Raw genomic sequence first — 20,033 nt, 5'->3', positions numbered from 1 at the left:
TATTAATGCCCACCCTGTTAAAGGTTAGACAATTTCAGTAATGCTGACGATTTTGCCAGAAGTACGATTAATCCGCTGAATTTGGGGAGTCATCTTACTAGCTGGAACAATGTACTCAGTGGTACTGATGCGTCGGGGACTGTCGAATTTGGAACCTTGCACCAAGATTTTGAATCGTTTTTCAGTTCCAGAGCCAATGACTGTGGATGAAGAGGCTTTGATCGCGTTGGCGCTGTTAGTAGCAACAGCATAGACCAATTGAGCCGATTTAACTGCACTATCAATTTGGGCAGGGCCGCGATCAAGGGCAAATATGCGGTTGAAGCCTACTTGCTTGGAGTTGGCTTCGCTACTTCTACCACGATAGTAAGGCACTACGTTTTCACCAAAGGCTGCTTCATATTCACTACTATCGATATAGGAGTCAATTTCAGCATCGTAGCCTTCAGCTACAGTACGAACGATGTGTTCGGAAACTTCTCTTTGATCCTGGGGTGCGCGACCAAGCAAATGTAAGAAGTTAAGTTCTACAAATCGGTAGGGAGCGCAGGATTGGAAGTAGCGGTTGCGATAAAAATCAGACTTGGCAACGCTGCGGACAAATTCCCGCACGGTGATGGAGCGATCGCATAATTGTGATTCTGCTGTCACCAACCGCTCACTCTCCATAACATGAGGGTTGCCTAAAACCTGTTTGTAAACTGCACGGATAATAGTTTGAACTTCTTCTAAGCTACTAGAGGGCCAAAGTTCAAGAATTGTCTGGGATGCCATTAAAATTTCTGCTCCTCAATTTTTTAAGTTTGCACCTAATTTATACAGGAGTGATACTTGCGATCACGCCGCCTTGCTGGTGAATCCGTTGATACTCTTGAGAGAGCTTTTCGTAGGGCACCAGAAAGACTTGATTGGAACGGCGAAACTTGGAAATATTATTGAAGGTTTTGGCACGATAACCTGTAACTTCAATGCGGTAAACTTTGCCACCAGCACTAGCATCGACTCCAAGACGGGTACGGGCACCAGTAGGTGGTGTCGAGAAGGTTGCTCCAGCGCTAGCAGGTGAAATTACTGCTGTTGGTGTGCTTTGAATCACTAATGCATTCAGCTTAGGAGCCTTGCCAGATAAGTCACCCTTCAGGCTGCTGCTAGAAGCACCTCGTACCAGTTGGAAGGTATGAGTAAATTGCACCATGCTCTGAAGCGCTTCGGTTTTATAGCCTCGGATGTAAGGTACAATGTTCTCGCCAAAAGTAGACTGATACTCATCACCATCGATATAAGAATCAATCTCAGCTTCAAACCCTTGAGTATCAAGGATTGTGCTGTGGGAGCGCATTTCTTCTAAATCTAGTGGTGGACGACCCAATAGATGGCGGAAGTTGAGTTCAATGGCTCGGTAGCGCGCACAACTGGTGAAAAAGCGAGAACGATATAGTTCAGATTTAGCCACTGCTCTGACAAACTCGCGGACGCTCAACTCACCCCGCTTAAACTGGGATTCAGGCACAGCAAGCCGCTCACTTTCCATCACATAGGCATTACCTAATACTTGCCGATAGATTGCCCGAATGATTGTTTCTGCTTCTTCTTGTGAGCGACCTGGTACCCACTCAACGGGAGGAGTTTCATCAAATAGGCTGACTCCCAAGCGTGAAGCTGGTCCAAATGGCATTAATTGTTTCTCCTGTTAACGAAAGTTTAAGAAATTTGTTTCGATTTGTAAATAAATTTCAGATTGCTCATCCAGGCTCATCAATTCTTTGGATTGATTTGTTGCAACCCAAATTACCAGCTTCCATAAGCATGAAAGCTGTGATTTCCTAGATGCTCAAGGTTTTAGGCGTTTTATACGCTTTGTTATGATCATTTTCTTATGAGCGCGGAAAGATGTACATCAAGATTTGTAAATCTTGATGAAATGAGAGAATTTTGCACTCAATTTGCACAAACTATTTGTAATGGGCATGGGAAATTGGGTAATGGGGAATGGGGAATGGGTAATGGTTATTTCCCCTCATCCCCCTCATCCTCCTCATCCCCCTCATCCTCCTCATCCCCAGTCCCCAATCCCCACTTCACTCCGTCGCCCCTGCTTTGATTAATAAATCTACTGCTTGAGCAGATCTAAATGAATTACGGGCTTCACTCAATGCTGTTGCATCCCAGCGATTCTTGGGACGGAAGTCTGCGCCATTTGCTAATAAAATCGTCATAGTTTCTAAATCGCCTCTGGCTGCTGCCATCATCAGAGGAGTCCAACCACCGATGTTGGCAGTATTGACCTCAGCACCCAGTTCAATTAATGCTTTGACTGTATAGGTATGCCCATTGTCTGCTGCTAAGTATAATGCTGTGTCACCGATTTTATTAGTGGCATTTAACTCAGCACCCATCTTGACTAGACGTTGCACAATATCTGTTTGACCACGCCGCGCCATTGTCATTAATACAGTCTCTTCATAGGAGTTGCGTAGACGCAAAGCGTCTTGCCAGAAGGCATCGCCTATATCAGCACCACTATCGAGCAGCAGAGAAACAATTTGAGAGCGATCGCTTTCTGCAGCGAACATTAAAGCTGTGTAGCCTGCGGGATTTTTCACATTCACATCAGCATTATGAGCCAGCAGTAATTCTACGATATCGAAATAACCCTCTGTAGCTGCCCACATCAATGCTGTATTACTGGCTCCCAAAGCTGTAACGCCCCCGGTAGTATTAGCATCTGCGCCCTGGGCTAGTAAGCTTTTGACAGCAGCAGTGTCACCTTTAACGATCGCGCGGATCAAATCTTCGTTGAGAGAAGCCATTGTTTAAGTAATTCGTAATACTTAGTTACAACGTTACCTGATTGTGCAGTTCCAGAAGCACCATTCATCTTGGCTCGGTAGGTTGTTTGTACTAATTTTAATTACGAATTACGAATTACGAATTACTTTCTCAAGCTGTCTTTATTTCAACTTTAAATACACTGTCTGCGGGTTTCTGGGCAATAGTGTTATCCCAAGCTATTTTCTGCAAAAATGCTTCACCAGAGGGAGTTTCTACCACATCCACACCCCAGTTTCCTGGTTGCAGAGCATCAGGAGAATCGCTAGTAGGGGGAGTTGTTTTGATACCACCTAAAATCAGAATTTGTGGAATAGTTTCTGCACTTAATTGTTGCGATCGCCGTTTTTCTGCTAAAGCCTTAGCACAGAGTTCGCCAACTTGCTGCGGCGAAAATTCATTGGTAGGGAACAAAATTTCTACAGTCCAATGAGGATGATTCACCAACCTGCATTGTAGTTGTTCATAGACACTCAAGCTTGATTTAAATACTTCAGCAAATTCTTCCCGACTGAGGGCTTGTACTGTGTCAGGACTAACATCAAAGTTATGAGAGAGTAGCATTCGCCCTTGAAATTGATTCAACATTTGGGTTCAGCATAATTACAGCTAGGGTTTGAGTGACTTGAGCCTTAGCAGCTAGTTTTGAGGATGGGTATTACATCTTGCTCTGGGGAGGTTGGTAGAACACTCAAGCCATTCCTATTTTCTAACCATAGTAGGGTTAATTACTTAAAGAAGATTCGTTAAGTTTAGTAACGTTAAGGTGATTACAGAAAATTGCCTAACTGTAATACTTAATGAATAGACAAAATAATGTTAAATGAGCGCTGAACCCAAAATCTCAAATTTGCACCGTTAAGAAACAAGCCTCAGCCCCAACAAACCTGCAACAATTAAGCCAATGCAGAAAAAGCGCTTCATCTCAGCAGGTTCTCCAAACAGCACTACACCCAGCAAAGCCGTACCCACTGCTCCGATACCAGTCCAAATTGCATAAGCAGTACCCACTGGTAAAGTGCGGAGTGCTTTTGATAGCAATACAAAACTCAGTATCATACAAGCAACGGTAACGACGCTAGGAGCCAGCTTGGTAAATCCTTGTGTATACTTCAAACCGATTGCCCATCCCATCTCTAGCAAACCAGCAATCAGAAGGTAAATCCAAGCCATTGTTTTTTTCCTTACGCACCCAAATGAGGACACAACTCTATTCTGCTTGAATTATTACAGGGAAGAGGTAATCAGCCTGTCTTTCATAAGGAAGAATATTTTCTGTTATCCTAAACTCAAGTTTTTAGCAGCTATTTTTTAGTCAATCAAGACTAAAGTAACCCCGACTCGTAATTATCATCTCAAAGGACTCATTATATATAGCAATACAGTTCAGTTAAGCTCATTAGCGATTGATTTGTTACTTCTTAAAGAAGCCAGATAAATTGGGGGATTCTCCCCCAAACCCCCGATTGGTTGACGGTTGCGTCCCCCAAACCCCCTCCAAAAATATTGTTCTGTTTTTTTGTTAAGTAACTAGTACAACACGGCGTAAATAAAGCTACCGTTTCAAACAGTCAAAAGCCCAGATATATAAATACTTTTGACTTTTGACTTTTGACTTTTGACTTCCGCTTTGAATATCTTGCTAAATTTTGGATAGTTCTTAGTAAGAAGTGCGCTGCGATCGCTAATCATCAGCATAGAGATAATTTGCAACTTTAAGTTTATGTTGTGGTGTTGTAGAGAATACACTATCAGAAGGCTTAGAACAGCAAAAGGGTAAACAAGTCTCAGGTTATAATCCATTTAAGATAACAGGGAATAGCACGGCATCGTAAGGGCACGGCATCCATAATCTTCTGGTATATACAATAATCTTACTAGTGCCGTGCCCCTACAGAGAATTTATGTGTTGCGAATATGATTTTAATTGGTATTATTTAAGCTTTGCCTACAAAATTAGCGGTTTACATTACCATAAATTTTCATAGGTAAGCTCTGGATTGTTCCAATGAGTTTCTGCTAGGAATTCGCTAAATGTAGTCAAAATACCGGGAAATTCTTTCCTTAATTGCTGAACATCAGCTTGATAACCTTTTTGGCGATACCACTGAATTAAATTGAATAGTTCTTTTTGCCAAAGTAACAAGAAAATCCAAGCGGGTGTTTCTTTATGGATAACTTTTATTCCTTGCGCTTGCGAGAAAGCCTCAGCCATTTGTTTGGGTGTTAGCACATCACCAGCTAACTCAAATTCTCGCCCAATATATTGAGCAGGATGTTGAATTACATAGGCTGCTACACGCCCCATATCTTTAGTAGTAATTAAATGTAGCGGTTTGTCAGGCTGAATGGAAAAAGGGAAAATGCCTTTAAGGATAGAAGGACGCGTGTATTTTTTCCAAAACTCCTCCATAAATAAGCAAGCGCGTAACATGGTCGTGGGTAAACCAGCAGCTTTGAGAATTTGCTCAACTTGATATTTTTGCTCGATATGGGGAATACCAGAATTTCTTTCCGCCCCACCTGCGGAATTATAAACAAAATGTTGGATATTAGCTTGTTTTGCTGCTTGTGCAACTTGTTTTGCTCTTTCCACTTCTTGAGGATTGGCTTTGCTACTATCTCCAGATGTGGCGTGACAGTAAACAGCAGCAACTCCTGTAAAAGCGGCGGTGAGGGAGTCTGCATTATCTAGGTTAGCTTCTACTAACTCCACTCCCGCATCATGCAATTTTGCTAGAGAAGGACGGTTAAGGTCAATTTTCCTAGTAATGGCACACAGGTTTGTTATACCCTGTTCGAGAAAGCCTTTGACGACATTTCCACCAGTTCCACCAGTAACGCCGATGAGCAAAATTTTATCGGACATTCTTTTACCTAAAGTTACTATTTGAAAAATATGCCTGATGTAGAAGTTGTAGCAAATATTCAAGATTTAGTGTTCAATCTTGAGTCAGTAATTGCTGTACACATAATGGCAGATATTAATAGAACTAATAGATTTCAAAAAACGGCGGTAGGAACTTTTATTTCAAGCTCAGAATGTCATAATTGTCCAATCTTCTAGTTGTAAATTAGGAACTTTGGCAAAATCTTTACTATTGCGTGTTACTAAAATACCATTTATAGACAATGTGATAGCTGCAATACGTAAATCTCTTGTGCCGATCCGAACTTTTTGGTTAATTAATTCTCGATAATAATTGTAAGCAGACCGATCAAAATCTAAAACTCTGAGCTTGTTAAGGTATTCAATACAATCCCTTAACCCTTTGTAAGCCATAATTAAATTTTCCGATTGTGGAGATTTATCATTATGTTTATTAATGACATTTAGCCATCCTTTCATTTGCTCTTCTAGTGTGACAACTGTAATGGCTAGATTTTCAGGATTTATTTGATTAATCCGCTGTTGTAGAAGTGGATGTCCCCTTTGGAGAAGTGATAAATGGTCTGTATCTAGCACCCATACAAATGTCACTTGATTTGAATCCTATATATTAATTTGATTCTAATCTTTTTCCTGTTCTGCACTAATTATTTGGCGTTCGGCTTCTATTTCAGCTAACACTTCATCAAAAAGAGGATTATCTTTATACATCCCTGCTACCTTTATCCAAGGATTTTCAGTTTTAAGAGATTGTATTTGTAGAGTAACAAGTTTTGAATTACTCAAACGCGCTTGTAACATATCTTGTAACTTTTCTATGGCTTCGTTTTCCGTTTGACCTATACTTTTACAATCTGATAAACCTATGAGGGTGGCGCTAAATGTACCATCTTGATTTTTTTCAATTAGCGCATTATAGCTATCATATGAAGCATTGATCAAAGAGTTAAAGCTAACCATATCTTTTTACTTACATCCATATGTTTTCATAATAAACTATTTGTTTGGTCAATTCTGCAGCAAATCATTGAGCGCAAATGGCAGCTACAGCAATGCTTTCATGTCAGATTACAACAAAGATGCTTGTGGGAGCAACGCGATTTGGTGAGGTCGGATAAAAAACGTGCGATCGCCCCGGAATCGTGGCTTTGCAGTGGAAGCATATCACAGATGATTTCCGGACAATTCGATTTGAGCCGACTATGGTGGAGTCATAAAATGGCTTAGTTTGTAAAAATGGTTTAAAAACGCCGAAAAAGCGGTCTTTTCCCATAAATCCGAATCTAGCAGGGCTGTTACAATCCATTAAGCCCGAAGGTGTGACGAGGGAAGACAAAGTATTTCCAGCACCAAAGGCTGGATTGATACCCATAATCTGACAAATCGGGCTTGGCATTTGGTGTCGGAAAGAAGCAATATCGAGTATCGCAAGCTATAGGAAAGCGACATTATCCGAAATGATAATGTGGTCAACAGCTTGTGGTGTAAAAGTCTTGCTTATTTCAAGATAGGCGATCGCCTTATCAATAAATTGACACTCTCCGCCCACGTGCGGGGATTCTTCTTCGACATAGATATATTTCCTGAAGGAAATACTGGATACTTTTCCACAAATAGTGCAAAGTTAGTATTTGTGTGTTTGAAGCTCTATTTCCGATCTTCGTTTTTCCCTATGACCGAAACAACCTATGCTGCTCTATTACCTAGTCGAAAGTAGCGATCGATAGCATCGGCAAAGCTGCGTTTACGCATTTCCCGCAACCACTCGGCTAAATAATCGACAATAAAGCCGTACTGATTGGTAAAGTTTTCTGGGCTAAATTTGGGAATTTCCCAACCGGGAATATATGCGTGAAAGCGGTCAAAAAATGCCGTATCGATCATTGTTTCCGGGAAAGGTGCCAGTAGGTGGGAGGTTCTCACCAAGGATTCAACGCTTTGGTTAATATTGCCTACAAATACCATTGAAGCGGTAGCTGTAATTTCGGCTTTTCCCCGTGCGAAGGAACCGGAAGCCATGTAATCTTTCATGATTTGTACGCCATCGTTATCGTGGAAGCTAATACCAGCAACTTCATCGAAAGCGACGACATCGAATAAACCCACCAAACCGATGCGACGGGTGGACATATTGTAAAACAGGTTGGCTACTGTGGTTTTACCACCGGAAACCAAAATCGAGTTTGGGGAAACTTCTTTGTAAACGTGGGATTTTCCAGTGGAACGGGGACCTAATTCGCAACAATTGTAATTATTTTCGCATAGGGGGATTAAACGGGCGAGGATGTTTTTAACACGGGTAACACCTTCCTCGATCGTCACTTCATCATCTGTAGCACAGTACATTCCCAGTAGGTATTCCAGAACGTACACGGGTACGTTGGCACCTTCTTTAATCCGCTTGGTTAGGTCTTTGCGTACCACCTTTCCAGAATAAATATTGTTGAGTTTGTGGTTGAGGTCATCCATAAGGAAGCGATACAGGTGTTGAGGTACTTGAGTTGTTTTATCAAAAATTATCAAAAATTATCAAAAATCGCCAAAATCGTTAGCAATACTCAAGCTAATAGTCCAATCTTCCCGTACTAATTCGCTATCATCATCAGCATCGCGGATAATTAATAAGGCACGGGTAGGAGGGTTGGAAGTTGCGATCGTCAGACGGACGGTATTTTCTCTTTCGCTGGGGTGGGGACTGCTACTGCTCAATTCGATTTTTTTGACATCGGTGATGGGTGTATTGCTATCGGTATGATATAAAGCTACTGTTATTTGACGCGATCGCCATCTTCCTTTCACTGCATCTGCTTGTACCAGTGTCAAGCTAAAGCGATTATTCGTTACTCTTCTTTCTCTAACACTCACTTGCACGTTAACTTTTCGGGCTAATCCTTCATCATCTTTTGCGGCTCGTTTGTGGTGATAGGTAATTATGGGTACACAAATTTCTTGCAGAGATGCCCCACCGTGGACAAATTGGGAACCTGCACCCTGGATGCCAAAGCGTAATGTGCCGCGAGGAATCACAGCAAAGGTTTTTTCTGCATAGGGTAGAGAAAAGTTTAATAAACTGGGTTCTGGTATTATTTCTGAGGTTAATAGGTAGCGACGTTTACTTTCTAAAATTACTTCGCTGTTAGGAATGGGGCGCTTTTCGGCTTCTTGGACAGGACGACGTTGATATAAAAATCCGTGGTCGCTGGTAATAAATAAATTAGTGCCGTTAAGAGAATTACAGATTTTTTTGACTAAGCGGACAATTTCTTGAATTGCATCATCACAAGCTGTAAATACTTGACGTTCGCTGGCTGGTTTGTCACCAATAGCATCGATGACATTATGATAAATGTATACCAAGCGGTAGGATGAAATAGCATTTCGTCCTTCTTCGCTTGTCATTGCTAATAAATCACCAGCATCAATTACTGTTGCTTCAACTTTACTATTTTGAATCAGCAATTTTTGTCGAGTTAAGGAACCTTTTGTACTCATTCCATCTACTTTGACATCACCATTTTTAGGTACTAATTCTAACTTTACCCCTGGTAATAATGCTGCCATTCCCAAACGGGTAACGCTGGGTAAAACACCTAATTGTGCATTTAGATTTGCGTCACCCCGTAATTCTTTTTTAATGACTTCTTCGAGTTCCTTGGCAACTTCGTAGCGTAATGCATCGGAAATAATTACAAAAGCCTTTTCTCTGTCGCTGCGATCGAATATTGGTAAAACATTTTCGCGGTAAAATCTAGTTTGAGATGGAACACCTGTTACTTCCCATTTTTCACCGAGAGAATCTGACCAGTCTTCCCATAACCTCCTCCATGCGTCGAGATACGATTTTCTATAAACTTTTTCAACAATCGCCAAGTTTACTGTTTGAACTATTGACAAATCCGCCAGCGAATGCAGGTGAATATAGATTCGATTCGGTAGCTGTCAAAGAACCAAAATTTGAAATCGATGGGGTATTTTTACCTCCAGAAAGTCAAAATCCTGGGGTTGTTTACTTCTGCGAAGTACAGTTTCAACTCGATGAAAAGCTTTATGAGCGGGTATTTGCAGAATCCCATTTATATTTCTATCGCAACCGTAACAGATTTAGTGATTTACAGATGGTGATAATTTATCCATCTCGCAGCACCGAACAAGCCGAAATTCATCCCTATCGTAGTTTACTCAATGGAGAGCAAGTAACTCGCATATATTTGGATGAATTGGGTGATATTCGCTCTTTACCCGTATGGGTAGCGTTGATGGTGTTGACTACAATTGAAGATGAGCAAGCAACGGAAGAAGCCAGGTATTTGCTTACCAGGAGTCAGCAGGAAGCACCTCAGCCAGAAAATCGCACCATAATAGAGTTATTGACAACAATCATGGTGTACAAGTTTGAAAATAAAAGCCAACGAGAGGTAGAAGAGATGCTGGGAATTACACTTAGAGAAACACGGGTTTATCGGGAAATCAAGGAAGAAGGGGAAAAATCCCTGGTTTTACGTCAATTAGCCAAAAGGGTAGGAGAATTACCCCAAGAAGTGAGTCAACAAGTTGAATCTCTCTCCCTCGAACAGTTGGAAAATCTGGGGGAAGCATTGCTTGATTTTACCAGTATGGCTGATTTGCAGGCTTGGTTGGCAGCACTTAAAGCTTAAAATCGAGAAGGTGCAATCTTCCGATAAAATCCTTCATGCGTCGAGACTCAATTTTCTATAAACTATTTCAACAATCGCCAACTTTACTATTTGAGCTATTGACTAATCCACCAGCTAATGCAGGTGAATATCGATTCGATTCGGTAGCAGTTAAAGAACCAAAGTTTGAAATCGATGGTGTATTTTTACCTCCCGAAAGTTCAAATCCCGGTGTAGTCTATTTCTGCGAGGTACAGTTTCAAAAGGATGAAAGACTCTATGAAAGGGTTTTTGCCGAATCTTGGTTATATTTCTACCGTAATCGGGATAGATTTAGTAATCTGCAAATAGTGATAATTTATCCATCCCGTAATCTTGAGCAAAGTGATATTCGTCCTTATCTCAGTCAGCTTAACAGCCCCCAGGTAAATCGCATATATTTGGATGAGTTGGGGGATATTCGCTCTTTACCCTTGTGGGTAGCATTGATGGTGTTGACTACAATTGAAGATGAGCAAGCAACCGAAGAAGCCAGGTATTTGCTTACCAGAAGTCAACAGGAAGCACCGCAGCCAGAAAATCGCGCCATAATAGAGTTACTGACGACAATCATGGTGTACAAGTTTGAAAATAAAAGCCAACGGGAGGTAGAAGAAATGTTAGGAATTACGCTCAGAGAAACACGGGTTTATCGGGAAATCAAGGAAGAGGGACGAGAGGAAGGACGGGAGGAAGGAAGAGAAGAAGGACGAGAAGAAGGAGAGAAATCCCTTGTTCTGCGTTTATTAGCTAGAAGGGTGGGGGAATTACCGCAAGATGTCCGTCAACAAGTTGAATCTCTCTCCCTCGAACAGTTGGAAAATCTAGGGGAAGCATTGCTTGATTTTACCAGTATGGCTGATTTGGATGCTTGGTTGGCAGCACTTAAAGCTTAAAAAAGCCAACGGGAGGTAGAAGAAATGTTAGGAATTACGCTTAGAGAAACACGGGTTTATCGGGAAATCAAGGAAGAGGGACGAGAGGAAGGAGAAAAATCCCTTGTTCTGCGTTTATTAGCTAGAAGGGTAGGAGAATTACCGCAAGATGTAAGTCAACAAGTTGAAGCTCTCTCCCTCGAACAGTTGGAAAATCTGGGAGAAGCATTGCTTGATTTTACCAGTATGGCTGATTTGGATGCTTGGTTTAATCAATTATGAATTCTGTTTTCAGCTAATCCGCAGTTAAACTGTATAAATAAAAATCTTAAATTATTGTGGTGCAGGCATCCTGCCTGCTTATTGTACACAAATTAAGCGCTTAACCTCTTAACAAATCCCTTTTCCATTGGGATGCTTTTTCTAAATCTGCCATTTTTAAATCTGCACCTTCATATACTAAACCTTTGAATTGGGTGTAGTTATAAGCAACTCCATCATCTAAATCTAATTTTATTCTGGCATCGGCTAAATGTTGCAGTTTGGCTTGATAATCTCGTAATTCTAATTGTTGTTCTTGTAGTTCTTTCAAGCGTTTTGTAGCTGTTTTTTTGGCAACGGTGGAGGATGCAGTTTCCAATTGTTGCTGGGTACGGGCAATTTCGCCATCTATTTTTACTTGTAGTTCCAAAACATAATCGGTGCGGATGCGGGCGAGGGTGTCTTCGTTGTATCTGTGCAAATATATAAAAGCTCCAAAAGCGCGTTTTTTGCCGCTTGTAAATAGCCAATAGATAGGGCGTTTTTTGTAGGTTTGAATGTGGTCGGAAATAAAGTCTTGGAGGAAGTAGCGACGAATGCGTTCTAGGGGTGTTTCGTCGTTTTTTAATGTGAGTGCGTTGGCGATAAATTCGAGGTTTTCGGTGAGGGTTTCGGGACTGTATGCGATGCGGATAAATTCAACGAAACGGGTGACTATATCGTCGTCAAAGTATGCTCTGTCGGTGATGGGGATGATGGCATCGATATCTGCAGTGTATGTTAGGGCGAACGCATCTAAATATTAAAAATCGATAATCAAAGTGGGATTCCCCTACACTGCACCACACAGTACTTTCAGAGAATTAAGCATGAAACTGAATAAGAATGATAATCGTTGTAGGGGGGGTTTGTGGCAGCCGACAGCTGCCAAGCAATACGGGTTCGTTTTTGTAGTAAATTCAATATTGCGTTAAACAAAAAGAACCAGATGATAGTGGAATGAAGCTTAAGCCCAAAATCACAATTGCTGACCACTTCAGTGTAATAGAAGATCCACGCATAGATCGTACCAAAAGACACAAGTTAATCGATATTATGACCATTGCTGTATGTGCGGTGATTTGTGGAGCAGATGGTTGGGTAGCAATAGAAACTTATGGTTGTTGGTAGTTCTATTCGCAGTCATTGGGGAATTGAGAATTCATTGCATTGGATCTTGGATGTTGCTTTGAGAGAAGATGACTGTCGGATTAGAAAAGATAATGCTCCACAGAATTTTGCAATTCTTAGACATATTGCAGTCAATCTTTTAGGTCAAGAGAAGCGTGTCAAACGGGGAATAAAAAATAAACAGTTTCTCGCTGGGTTGGATAACAATTATTTATTAAGAGTTTTAGCATTAGCATAAACTAATCTATCAGAAATTGAATTTAAATCTTTAGGATAAATCTCATTATTTTCCAAATAAACATACCTTTATAAACTTGAATTTTGAGTTGTTTTAGTATTAATAAATAATTATTCAGCTTCAGATAAGCTAATTCATATTTTTCCGAAACTATTGATTCATTTTATTTATCATTTCCGGAATTTTTACAATTATCTATGTCATTTTGAAATCTCTCTTAGTTTTTATTAGGAAATAAGATGCGTTTCCCCTAGGGGAAATTACACCAAGCTATAGGAAACGCCCATTACACATACGGACGCAAGGATGAAAATCCCTATCCCCATTGGCGGAAGGCTTTTCGCAGCTACCAAAATGCTCTACAAACCCTCACCCAATTTCCCGAAGCCCATTTAGAACTTCTCCAAGATTTGATTCGCTGTTTGTCTGCGTTGGGACAAACATCCGAAGCAGAAGAACTGCAACGACGGGCTACAGATATCCTCCAAAACCTGCTGGAAAATACCCCCAGTCCAGCCAGAAAACAACAATTAGCCTTACGATTTGCTGGTTTTCAACAATTAACCGTTGACTTAGCTATCCAATCGGGAAATTGGTGTGCAGCCTTGGAACTGGCAGAAAAAGGCAAAAATGCTTGTTTAAGTTGGCTTTTATACTCCTTGGGTGATGAGTCCTCCCCTACCTACTCGGAAATACAAAAGTTACTCAATCCCACAACTGCGATCGCTGACTGGCATATTAGCCCAAATGCGCTCAATACCTTTATCCTCAAACACAACGCACCATCACCCATCGTTCTTTCCTCTCACATATCTGCAATCAACTCACGGGAGGAGAACCAAGCATCAGACGGAAAATTGCCAACAACAGTCAAACAACACCGCGAATTTGCAGATTTGGTACAAAACTGGAACAAAGAATATGCTGACTATCGTGAGGGTAAGGACAGCGAAGAAATAGGACAAACCGCATGGCGCGATCGCCTACCCGATCTTGTGACTGTAACCATAAGTTTGCCGGAGCGGCAGGTTTATGGTTTCAAACCCCGGAGCAGGTAAGGATGGAAAATTAGTTCTCATTTATGGGTGGCAGGAAATCAGAGGGCGTATTGGCAGCCAAATCATCGACATCATCAAACCACATACACTGCCAGACAAGCTTGTTGCTTTGATGAGAGTGCATAGGAGTAATCAAAAGCTGTCGCCAAAAATCAACGCTGTGAGTTTGTTCATTGGCTAGTTGGTTGAGTTTCTGGCTACCTAACCACAGATGACAGATTGAGCAATACCCTGGACGAGAATACCTGGATAATGGTGGAAATTTTTCGTGACAGTGAGGGCATTCCTCAATCAAGGGCTGATGGTCATGCTCAGGGCATTCCTCAATTGTGTTAACTAACCATAACAGTGGATTGTAGATGACTCGATTGTTGACAAACCAGTGGTCATAACATACGGGACACCAAGCTTGATGCAAACGCAAAATGCTAAACTCGAAAAAAATGCTGGCCCATTTTAATGGCCATAAACAAGATAAATCTTGACGCCAGGTCAATTCTTTTAGAGCTTGAATTAGAGTGGTAGCAATGTCAATTCTTTTTTCGTTGGTAGAGGTGAAAAAATCTTGATCTCTAAATAAATGATTAATGATGTTTATAGAACTAACACTGCTTCTTTTATGCCTCATCAATGGAATAACTTTTGATAAAACTAGTTCTCCGGTAGTTATCGTGTGACAGTCGGCAAGGCGAGCAATATATCCACTCAAGCTTTCGACATAGAGCGTACCGACACCGATTGGTTCGAGTGGGAATAATTGAGAGCGTTCTGGAATTGTTGGTTTTTCTAGAGCCCAAAACTCATCTTCGGTATAATAATTAACTGACATCAAGATTAATTCCTACGGTATCTCTTTTAGCCTGACGTTTTCCCACACGACCTTTCGCTTGAGATGGTTGCTTCACATCTTCATTGGTCAAACTAAGTGCTACGGGAGCAACATCGTTGCGCCATCGCTTCTCTCCAGCTTGTGCTTCCTGTTCTATTTGCTGCCGCCGTGCTTTTGAGTATTCATTTTGTTGAATATACTTTATGTTGAGGGTTGTTGCATTCTCTGCCAAAGCATTTCGTAAAGCTTTTGTTAACCAAGTTTTAAGAAGACCAACACTACCAGATGAATAATCCAACAGATATTCATATTGTTCTACCAAGCAGGGCTCTTCAAGCAAAGGTAAATGCGCCTGAAATGTTCTGATAATCCGCATAAACTCAGCTATATCTTCTTTGTTATCTGTTGAGTAACGAGGTAAATGTATATCATCGCTGCGTCGGCTAACTTGACCACTGAGGTGACAACAGTTAAGTAAATCATAAGTACCAAATAAAATATGTACAACACCAGTGATGTTGGCAAGAGATTTTATCCAATTCATCTGATGTAACATTTGCTTTCCCCCAGCAACCATCAGCAAATGTTGGGCTTCGTCTATCATCAATGCTGTTAATTTATGGTGCCGCATAGATTTTTCTAAAGCACGACGCACCGTATCGGAACTTTTAGAAGCAAAGTATGTAGTAGAAAGAAACCCTGAATAATTTTGATAATTTAATGAACTATTTGTAGCAATTGAATCAAAAGAAATTTTTTCTAAACATTCTAAAACGCGGAGGTAGTAATCTTTATAATTAAATTTTCCTCCTTCATTAGCAATTGCCTCAATACCTGCAACTGGAATTTGATAAATATGATTTTTCATAGATGCTAATGCACCTTCCATCAACAGTTTTTCAGCCCTTAGTCGTAAAGTGGTCTTACCTACTCCTGCTGGGCCAACAACAAAGAAAACACAAATATCTGTTGGTTGTTGAAGGTTGAGCAATAAAGTCTCTAAAGCTTGTTTTAATCGTAAGTGTCCAATTGTAATTCCTTGAAAATAGTTCAACCGTTCGGTTAATGATTGTTTCAGGAGTTCTTGTGGAAATGGACGGTTATGTTTTACTGCCATAACTCCTCTTGAGAGTAAGCTTGAATTTTTCCTAATTCTATTGCTGAAGTATTTAATTGATGTGTTTGTGATACTTCTTCTGTACTAATAGCTTCATCACTATCAACTGGACACTGAGTAAGAGTAGAGGATGTTTGTTTCCTACCATTTTTATATATTAAGTCTCGCAAATCAGTTGCAGCTAAATCATGAAGTCTTTGTGTCTGTAAAACTTCTTGAGCTTCTGCTGATTCTAAATACTGTGCAAGTTCTTTAGCTCTAATTGCTATTTTTTGATTATACTGATTTTTTTGCTGTCGTAATTCAATACTTATCAGTCGAATTTCTTTTTCAGAATGACCTTGTAAGGATGAATAATATTCAGATATACAGCGTACCCAATTACCTTTGACATACGCATAAGCAGTTCCTACATCAAATGGATCATATCTAACTTGTACTTGAGTACTTTCAACTTCAGGGTTAAGAAATGAATCATCAATTGACCAATAATAGATATAATTAATTTTTATCCCGAGTCTTGGTATTACTTTTGCACTTCCCTTTGCAGTTGAGGGCAAAGTAAAAATTTTAAAGTTTTCATCATCTAAAATTTTTTGTCCATAGCGCATCCCACTCTGATTCACACCTTTTGTAAATGCAGCATTGGGAGACATTCCCAGTGCCGGATGCTCTCTACTGTCATAAATTACATAAGCATATTTACAAAAATATTCATATAATTCTGGCAATGTCCAGACAGCTTGTACTTTTGGGTTATTTGTTTTATTTACCAAGCGTACTTGTTTAGTAATTTGAGTATTGCCTTTAAGGTTGTAAAAAAATTCTGTGTTACTTGTGCCGAAAAATCTTTCAATGAGTGAACCAAATCTAGGACTAGCAGATGGTCTTTGTTTTTTTGTGCAACTAAAGGCAGCTAGAAGTGTTTCAAAGTAAATACTGCCAAACTCTACACCATTATCCATTACTAATGTTTCTGGAAAGCGGCCAAATCTCTGCACACAAATTCGCAATACCATCATGCAGGAACGATACGATGGCGGGTCAAATGTTAAATAGATTGCGAAAATACGACGTGAGAAAGCATCAATGAGAATAGTTGCCCAAGGTCGGCCTAAAGGGCGCCCAGTGCGCGAACAAACTAACTCGATATCTAATTCTGTATGATCAATGTGGCAGATTTCAAATGGCCGACTCCCGTGAATAGGGGTGGAGAGCGTTAATTCGTGATAAAAAGGACTCTTTTGGTAAGCGGCTCTTGACCCTTGCCTATGGCGAGTTTGTCCTACTTTCTCTCGTTGATTAATGCGTTTACAGAAAGTGATCCGGCTAGGGCAAGGGTCTGTTTTTCCAGCTTTTTCCCATTCTCTAACCAGAATACCGTAAGTTGCTAGTTTTCCTCGCTGTTTGAGGTTCTCATAGTGCTGTTCAATAATTTGGTCAATAAACTCCCAAGTATCGGGTGAAAAGCGATCTACCCTGTTCCCTTTCTTGCCACGATTGGGTAGTAAGCCAATATAGCCCCAGCCATAATTATTCAGAGCCTGATGATATTTGGATTTCCAGCTACGAACTGTCCGCTCAGGTACAGAACTATTAATTGGCGGACTGCCATGTAAATATGGTTCAATAACTTTATAGCGGTAATTAGCTACTGCTAAATCCTCAGAACTAGCGCATTTGATCTGTTCCCAAATGTCTGTTGTTTTTGCAGATAATGGTTGAATATGAATGATTTCTTTTTGTGCAATTAGTGCATCAAAGTTTGCATGAGTTAACCCAATCAGTTCATTTTCGCTTTGAAGCGCAATCTTTGTGTCTCCGATTTGAATTACACACCAACTTTTACCATCCCAAACCAGCGTTGAACCAATTGCCACATCAATTCGTTGTCCACTGGCGATACGAGCAGAAGTCTTTTGAGCAATGATTAGATCATAAGTTGATGCCATTTCTTGGCTACTGAAAAGATGAACTTTTTCTGGCTCATTCAAAGCTACTGCTTTCAGGTCTACATATATTTGCTTTGTTCCAATCAAGGCATAGATATCATCTGCCCAATCGGTATTTGTTGATTCTAGTAGTTCTTTGAGGGTTACTCCAGGATTGGCATTAATACACTCAACAACTGTTTTTCTTACCTCTTTTTTAACTGTATTTTCTTGGTTGAAATAACCTTGAAGAAACTGATAGTTCTGGTAAGCAATCCAGTTGATTTCAAGATCTGTACGTAAATAATAGTACAGTCCCATTGCTTGAACTTTCATTTCTGCTGGTGGCGCGTGCCAACGACCTTCTTCGCTTTGCTGATAGCGTGTAGGTTGTTTTCTGGCTAGTATTTTGAGCCGCTCACTAGCTTTCCATTCTTCAAATCCCGCACTATTACGCCTCATTACCCAAAAATCCGGAGTATGAGATGTCACCACACAACGTCCGCTCAGGGAATGAAAAGATAAACTTAGACGAATTGGCTGGTCATAGTACTCTAATACATCTTCATCATTTTCGTACTCTACGATCGCCGGCAGTTCTACTTTATGAGATTCAAACTGAATCGTTTTCCCCATTTTGCGACTTGGATAACTGCCGCAAACATTTTTCGCTCCGCCACCTACCTTCCTCACAGGTTCTGAATTCCGGATTTTTTGCACTAGCTCTTTTGTCGTCTCTGGTAAACAAAGGCGGCGACACCAGTCTTCAAACTCTCGGTCGCTGAGCATAGGAAATACCGTAACTTTCGGCAGGTTTATGCTTGATTTTTATACTTTCGGCAAGCTTATCATTTCAAAACTCAACTTTTTCTATTTGGCTACTAAACGTAATAATCTACTTTTGGGCTATGTCTGCGGCAAGGTTATGGTTTCAAAAACGGCAAACTTTTGCTTACAGTGACAGTAATATCTAAGCAAAATAGAGGACAAAAATAAGATTTTCCATTTTCGACATTTACAACCTGTGGAAATGATAAAACCCACAGAGATTCTTGTTGATTTTGTTGCCCTCTGGGTGGTTTTTTTTGTAGTTCTGAAAATATATCTCTATCTATTAATACATGGTTACCTAACAGCCTGACACCAGGTTGTTTTACAATCTTTTGATTGTTAGTAGCTTCAACCCTGGCGTTACTGTAATCATCCAAAGCAATGTAGTCAAACCAAGCGTTAAGAATAGCATCTATTTTTCTGGTCGCTTTCAAAACTACCTCCGAGTTACTGCACCCAATATTGGTGTTTTTTGTAAAATAGTTTACCTGAATACTTAGGATAATTGGCTATGAGTAAATATTTTATTTGTACATAGACTATCTGCTATCCCATTTCGCTTAAATATCAGATTTGATAATCAAACATTCAATAACTTATTTCCATTTACTGCTCCAACTGCGACAAAATACTGATCAAATTGGTAGTGTTCACAATATAAACACCTGTAATCTCATTGAGAGAAATATCGACATCACCCTTTGTAAAGCAAAGCATCGCAGTTACCCATCGCGCACCTTTTATACTCTTCACTTCCTGAGCTTGACCTTTCACTTTCCCGATCAAATCTCCTTCTTCAAAATCATAAATATTTCTGCCATAACGCTTTCGTAGACAACCGTTTTCGTAAACTTTAGTACCTCCGTGGGATTTGACATCAATGACATACCAATTGCCTTTAGGGGAGTGCAATACTAAATCTGCATCTCCCCATCTCCTGATTTTTAAGTTGTATTCGATGTACCATCCTTGACGCTGCAAGGGTCGTAATAAAGCGGCTACATCCTTTTCAGCTTTAGCACCACGTTGAGCATCTCCTGCTCGTTTTGTTAAATGTCGTCCACTGCGGTACAAATAGTAGGAGCTTGCGAATCCTGCTAGTGAGAGCAACCATCCTAAATAAGAAGTACTATTAGTTACAAATAAAAGAACCGTACCAACAAGGAAAGCTACTGCTAGAGCATAGCGCAACAATGCAGACTGGTGTCTTTCCTGACCCAGCCTATTGATATTGTCTCCTGCTGATCTTTTTGTTGACGGCAATTTACTATGTCTTATAGTGTTAATAATTCAAACCCTGCAATTACATTATCTAAATTACATTAGAGGTT

19 protein-coding genes and 4 pseudogenes are annotated in these 20,033 nt (G+C 40.4%); 6 read left to right on the top strand and 17 right to left on the bottom strand.

The features are described 5' to 3' along the window. Positions 1 to 24 precede the first annotated feature (24 nt). From HGR01_RS23995 to pglZ, 11 genes and pseudogenes are all read right to left on the bottom strand, one after another. Positions 25 to 774, bottom strand: coding sequence for a phycobilisome rod-core linker polypeptide (locus tag HGR01_RS23995; RefSeq protein ID WP_045871127.1), 750 nt, complete (start codon positions 772 to 774; stop codon positions 25 to 27). Between the two features lie 40 nt (positions 775 to 814). Then, positions 815 to 1,675, bottom strand: coding sequence for a phycobilisome linker polypeptide (locus tag HGR01_RS23990; RefSeq protein WP_045871126.1), 861 nt, complete (start codon positions 1,673 to 1,675; stop codon positions 815 to 817). Positions 1,676 to 2,078: 403 nt separating this feature from the next. Next, positions 2,079 to 2,810, bottom strand: a complete 732-nt coding sequence (locus HGR01_RS23985) for an ankyrin repeat domain-containing protein (protein WP_045871125.1) — start codon at positions 2,808 to 2,810, stop codon at positions 2,079 to 2,081. Between the two features lie 130 nt (positions 2,811 to 2,940). Beyond that, the gene (locus tag HGR01_RS23980) at positions 2,941 to 3,417 is read right to left on the bottom strand and encodes a DUF2656 domain-containing protein (protein WP_045871124.1); all 477 of its coding nucleotides are present in this window, start codon (positions 3,415 to 3,417) and stop codon (positions 2,941 to 2,943) included. Between the two features lie 270 nt (positions 3,418 to 3,687). Further along, a complete protein-coding gene (gene sugE, locus HGR01_RS23975) occupies positions 3,688 to 4,002 on the bottom strand; it encodes a quaternary ammonium compound efflux SMR transporter SugE (RefSeq protein ID WP_045871123.1) in 315 nt (104 codons plus the stop codon). Between the two features lie 796 nt (positions 4,003 to 4,798). Then, positions 4,799 to 5,698 carry an NmrA/HSCARG family protein gene (locus tag HGR01_RS23970; RefSeq protein WP_045871122.1) on the bottom strand — a complete coding sequence of 300 codons (900 nt, stop codon included), beginning with the start codon at positions 5,696 to 5,698 and terminating at the stop codon, positions 4,799 to 4,801. Positions 5,699 to 5,866: 168 nt separating this feature from the next. After that, complete coding sequence (locus HGR01_RS23965; protein WP_045871121.1) at positions 5,867 to 6,310, bottom strand: type II toxin-antitoxin system VapC family toxin; 444 nt, start codon at positions 6,308 to 6,310, stop codon at positions 5,867 to 5,869. Positions 6,311 to 6,340: 30 nt separating this feature from the next. Then, entirely contained in the window at positions 6,341 to 6,679 is a 339-nt protein-coding gene (locus HGR01_RS23960) for a type II toxin-antitoxin system HicB family antitoxin (RefSeq protein WP_045871120.1), read from the bottom strand. Positions 6,680 to 6,782: 103 nt separating this feature from the next. Next, positions 6,783 to 7,115 (bottom strand): hypothetical protein, encoded by a 333-nt coding sequence (locus HGR01_RS23955; RefSeq protein ID WP_155539314.1) that lies wholly within the window; start codon positions 7,113 to 7,115, stop codon positions 6,783 to 6,785. A 302-nt stretch (positions 7,116 to 7,417) separates the two neighbouring features. After that, positions 7,418 to 8,188 (bottom strand): annotated as a pseudogene (locus HGR01_RS23950) (BREX system Lon protease-like protein BrxL); the annotation flags it as partial. Between the two features lie 60 nt (positions 8,189 to 8,248). Then, positions 8,249 to 9,613: a BREX-1 system phosphatase PglZ type A gene (gene pglZ / locus HGR01_RS23945; protein WP_235623067.1), complete on the bottom strand. Its 1,365-nt coding sequence runs from the start codon at positions 9,611 to 9,613 to the stop codon at positions 8,249 to 8,251. Here pglZ and HGR01_RS23940 point away from each other — a divergent pair. The 3 genes and pseudogenes from HGR01_RS23940 to HGR01_RS23930 form a co-directional block, all read left to right on the top strand. Further along, positions 9,544 to 10,374 (top strand): DUF2887 domain-containing protein, encoded by an 831-nt coding sequence (locus tag HGR01_RS23940; RefSeq protein WP_045871349.1) that lies wholly within the window; start codon positions 9,544 to 9,546, stop codon positions 10,372 to 10,374. The genes pglZ and HGR01_RS23940 overlap by 70 nt on opposite strands. A gap of 35 nt (positions 10,375 to 10,409) precedes the next feature. Further along, positions 10,410 to 11,288 carry an Rpn family recombination-promoting nuclease/putative transposase gene (locus HGR01_RS23935; protein ID WP_045871119.1) on the top strand — a complete coding sequence of 293 codons (879 nt, stop codon included), beginning with the start codon at positions 10,410 to 10,412 and terminating at the stop codon, positions 11,286 to 11,288. Next, a pseudogene (locus HGR01_RS23930) lies at positions 11,289 to 11,549 on the top strand (DUF4351 domain-containing protein); the annotation flags it as partial. Between the two features lie 100 nt (positions 11,550 to 11,649). Here HGR01_RS23930 and HGR01_RS23925 read toward each other — a convergent pair. After that, positions 11,650 to 12,009, bottom strand: coding sequence for a BREX-1 system adenine-specific DNA-methyltransferase PglX (locus tag HGR01_RS23925; RefSeq protein WP_228045463.1), 360 nt, complete (start codon positions 12,007 to 12,009; stop codon positions 11,650 to 11,652). A 518-nt stretch (positions 12,010 to 12,527) separates the two neighbouring features. Here HGR01_RS23925 and HGR01_RS23920 point away from each other — a divergent pair. The 3 genes and pseudogenes from HGR01_RS23920 to HGR01_RS23910 all read left to right on the top strand — a co-directional run. Continuing rightward, positions 12,528 to 12,689, top strand: a pseudogene (locus HGR01_RS23920) (transposase family protein); the annotation flags it as partial. Beyond that, positions 12,688 to 12,936, top strand: a pseudogene (locus HGR01_RS23915) (ISAs1 family transposase); the annotation flags it as partial. The pseudogenes HGR01_RS23920 and HGR01_RS23915, both read left to right, overlap by 2 nt. Before the next feature lie 431 nt (positions 12,937 to 13,367). Then, complete coding sequence (locus tag HGR01_RS23910; protein WP_045871117.1) at positions 13,368 to 13,994, top strand: hypothetical protein; 627 nt, start codon at positions 13,368 to 13,370, stop codon at positions 13,992 to 13,994. 10 nt (positions 13,995 to 14,004) lie between these two features. Here HGR01_RS23910 and HGR01_RS23905 read toward each other — a convergent pair whose 3' ends face one another. The 5 genes from HGR01_RS23905 to HGR01_RS23885 all read right to left on the bottom strand — a co-directional run bounded on the left by HGR01_RS23905 (position 14,005) and on the right by HGR01_RS23885 (position 19,965). Then, complete coding sequence (locus tag HGR01_RS23905) at positions 14,005 to 14,823, bottom strand: TniQ family protein (RefSeq protein ID WP_052335223.1); 819 nt, start codon at positions 14,821 to 14,823, stop codon at positions 14,005 to 14,007. Next, on the bottom strand, positions 14,813 to 15,940 hold the full coding sequence (locus tag HGR01_RS23900; protein WP_045871116.1) for an AAA family ATPase: 1,128 nt from the start codon (positions 15,938 to 15,940) through the stop codon (positions 14,813 to 14,815). The genes HGR01_RS23905 and HGR01_RS23900 overlap by 11 nt, the downstream gene beginning before the upstream one ends. Further along, positions 15,931 to 18,660, bottom strand: coding sequence for a TnsA endonuclease N-terminal domain-containing protein (locus HGR01_RS23895; protein ID WP_045871115.1), 2,730 nt, complete (start codon positions 18,658 to 18,660; stop codon positions 15,931 to 15,933). Before HGR01_RS23895 ends, HGR01_RS23900 begins: the two co-directional genes overlap by 10 nt. Before the next feature lie 134 nt (positions 18,661 to 18,794). Further along, positions 18,795 to 19,136 (bottom strand): hypothetical protein, encoded by a 342-nt coding sequence (locus HGR01_RS23890; RefSeq protein ID WP_045874165.1) that lies wholly within the window; start codon positions 19,134 to 19,136, stop codon positions 18,795 to 18,797. Positions 19,137 to 19,308: 172 nt separating this feature from the next. Beyond that, positions 19,309 to 19,965 (bottom strand): nuclease-related domain-containing protein, encoded by a 657-nt coding sequence (locus tag HGR01_RS23885; RefSeq protein ID WP_168161047.1) that lies wholly within the window; start codon positions 19,963 to 19,965, stop codon positions 19,309 to 19,311. Between the last annotated feature and the right edge of the window lie 68 nt (positions 19,966 to 20,033).

Source organism: Tolypothrix sp. PCC 7712, from assembly GCF_025860405.1.
Taxonomy (GTDB): domain Bacteria; phylum Cyanobacteriota; class Cyanobacteriia; order Cyanobacteriales; family Nostocaceae; genus Aulosira; species Aulosira diplosiphon.
This window is presented reverse-complemented; position numbering and strand designations above follow the sequence as displayed.

Bases quoted from the DNA above. Each gene is read 5' to 3' on its own strand.
- HGR01_RS23980 (WP_045871124.1), bottom strand. From the start codon at position 3,417: ATGTTGAATCAATTTCAAGGGCGAATGCTACTCTCTCATAACTTTGAT.
- HGR01_RS23935 (WP_045871119.1), top strand. From the start codon at position 10,410: ATGCGTCGAGACTCAATTTTCTATAAACTATTTCAACAATCGCCAACT.
- HGR01_RS23900 (WP_045871116.1), bottom strand. From the start codon at position 15,940: ATGGCAGTAAAACATAACCGTCCATTTCCACAAGAACTCCTGAAACAA.
- HGR01_RS23905 (WP_052335223.1), bottom strand. From the start codon at position 14,823: ATGTCAGTTAATTATTATACCGAAGATGAGTTTTGGGCTCTAGAAAAA.
- HGR01_RS23960 (WP_045871120.1), bottom strand. From the start codon at position 6,679: ATGGTTAGCTTTAACTCTTTGATCAATGCTTCATATGATAGCTATAAT.
- HGR01_RS23955 (WP_155539314.1), bottom strand. From the start codon at position 7,115: ATGCCAAGCCCGATTTGTCAGATTATGGGTATCAATCCAGCCTTTGGT.
- HGR01_RS23995 (WP_045871127.1), bottom strand. From the start codon at position 774: ATGGCATCCCAGACAATTCTTGAACTTTGGCCCTCTAGTAGCTTAGAA.
- sugE (WP_045871123.1), bottom strand. From the start codon at position 4,002: ATGGCTTGGATTTACCTTCTGATTGCTGGTTTGCTAGAGATGGGATGG.
- HGR01_RS23940 (WP_045871349.1), top strand. From the start codon at position 9,544: ATGCGTCGAGATACGATTTTCTATAAACTTTTTCAACAATCGCCAAGT.
- HGR01_RS23990 (WP_045871126.1), bottom strand. From the start codon at position 1,675: ATGCCATTTGGACCAGCTTCACGCTTGGGAGTCAGCCTATTTGATGAA.
- HGR01_RS23895 (WP_045871115.1), bottom strand. From the start codon at position 18,660: ATGCTCAGCGACCGAGAGTTTGAAGACTGGTGTCGCCGCCTTTGTTTA.
- HGR01_RS23985 (WP_045871125.1), bottom strand. From the start codon at position 2,810: ATGGCTTCTCTCAACGAAGATTTGATCCGCGCGATCGTTAAAGGTGAC.
- HGR01_RS23970 (WP_045871122.1), bottom strand. From the start codon at position 5,698: ATGTCCGATAAAATTTTGCTCATCGGCGTTACTGGTGGAACTGGTGGA.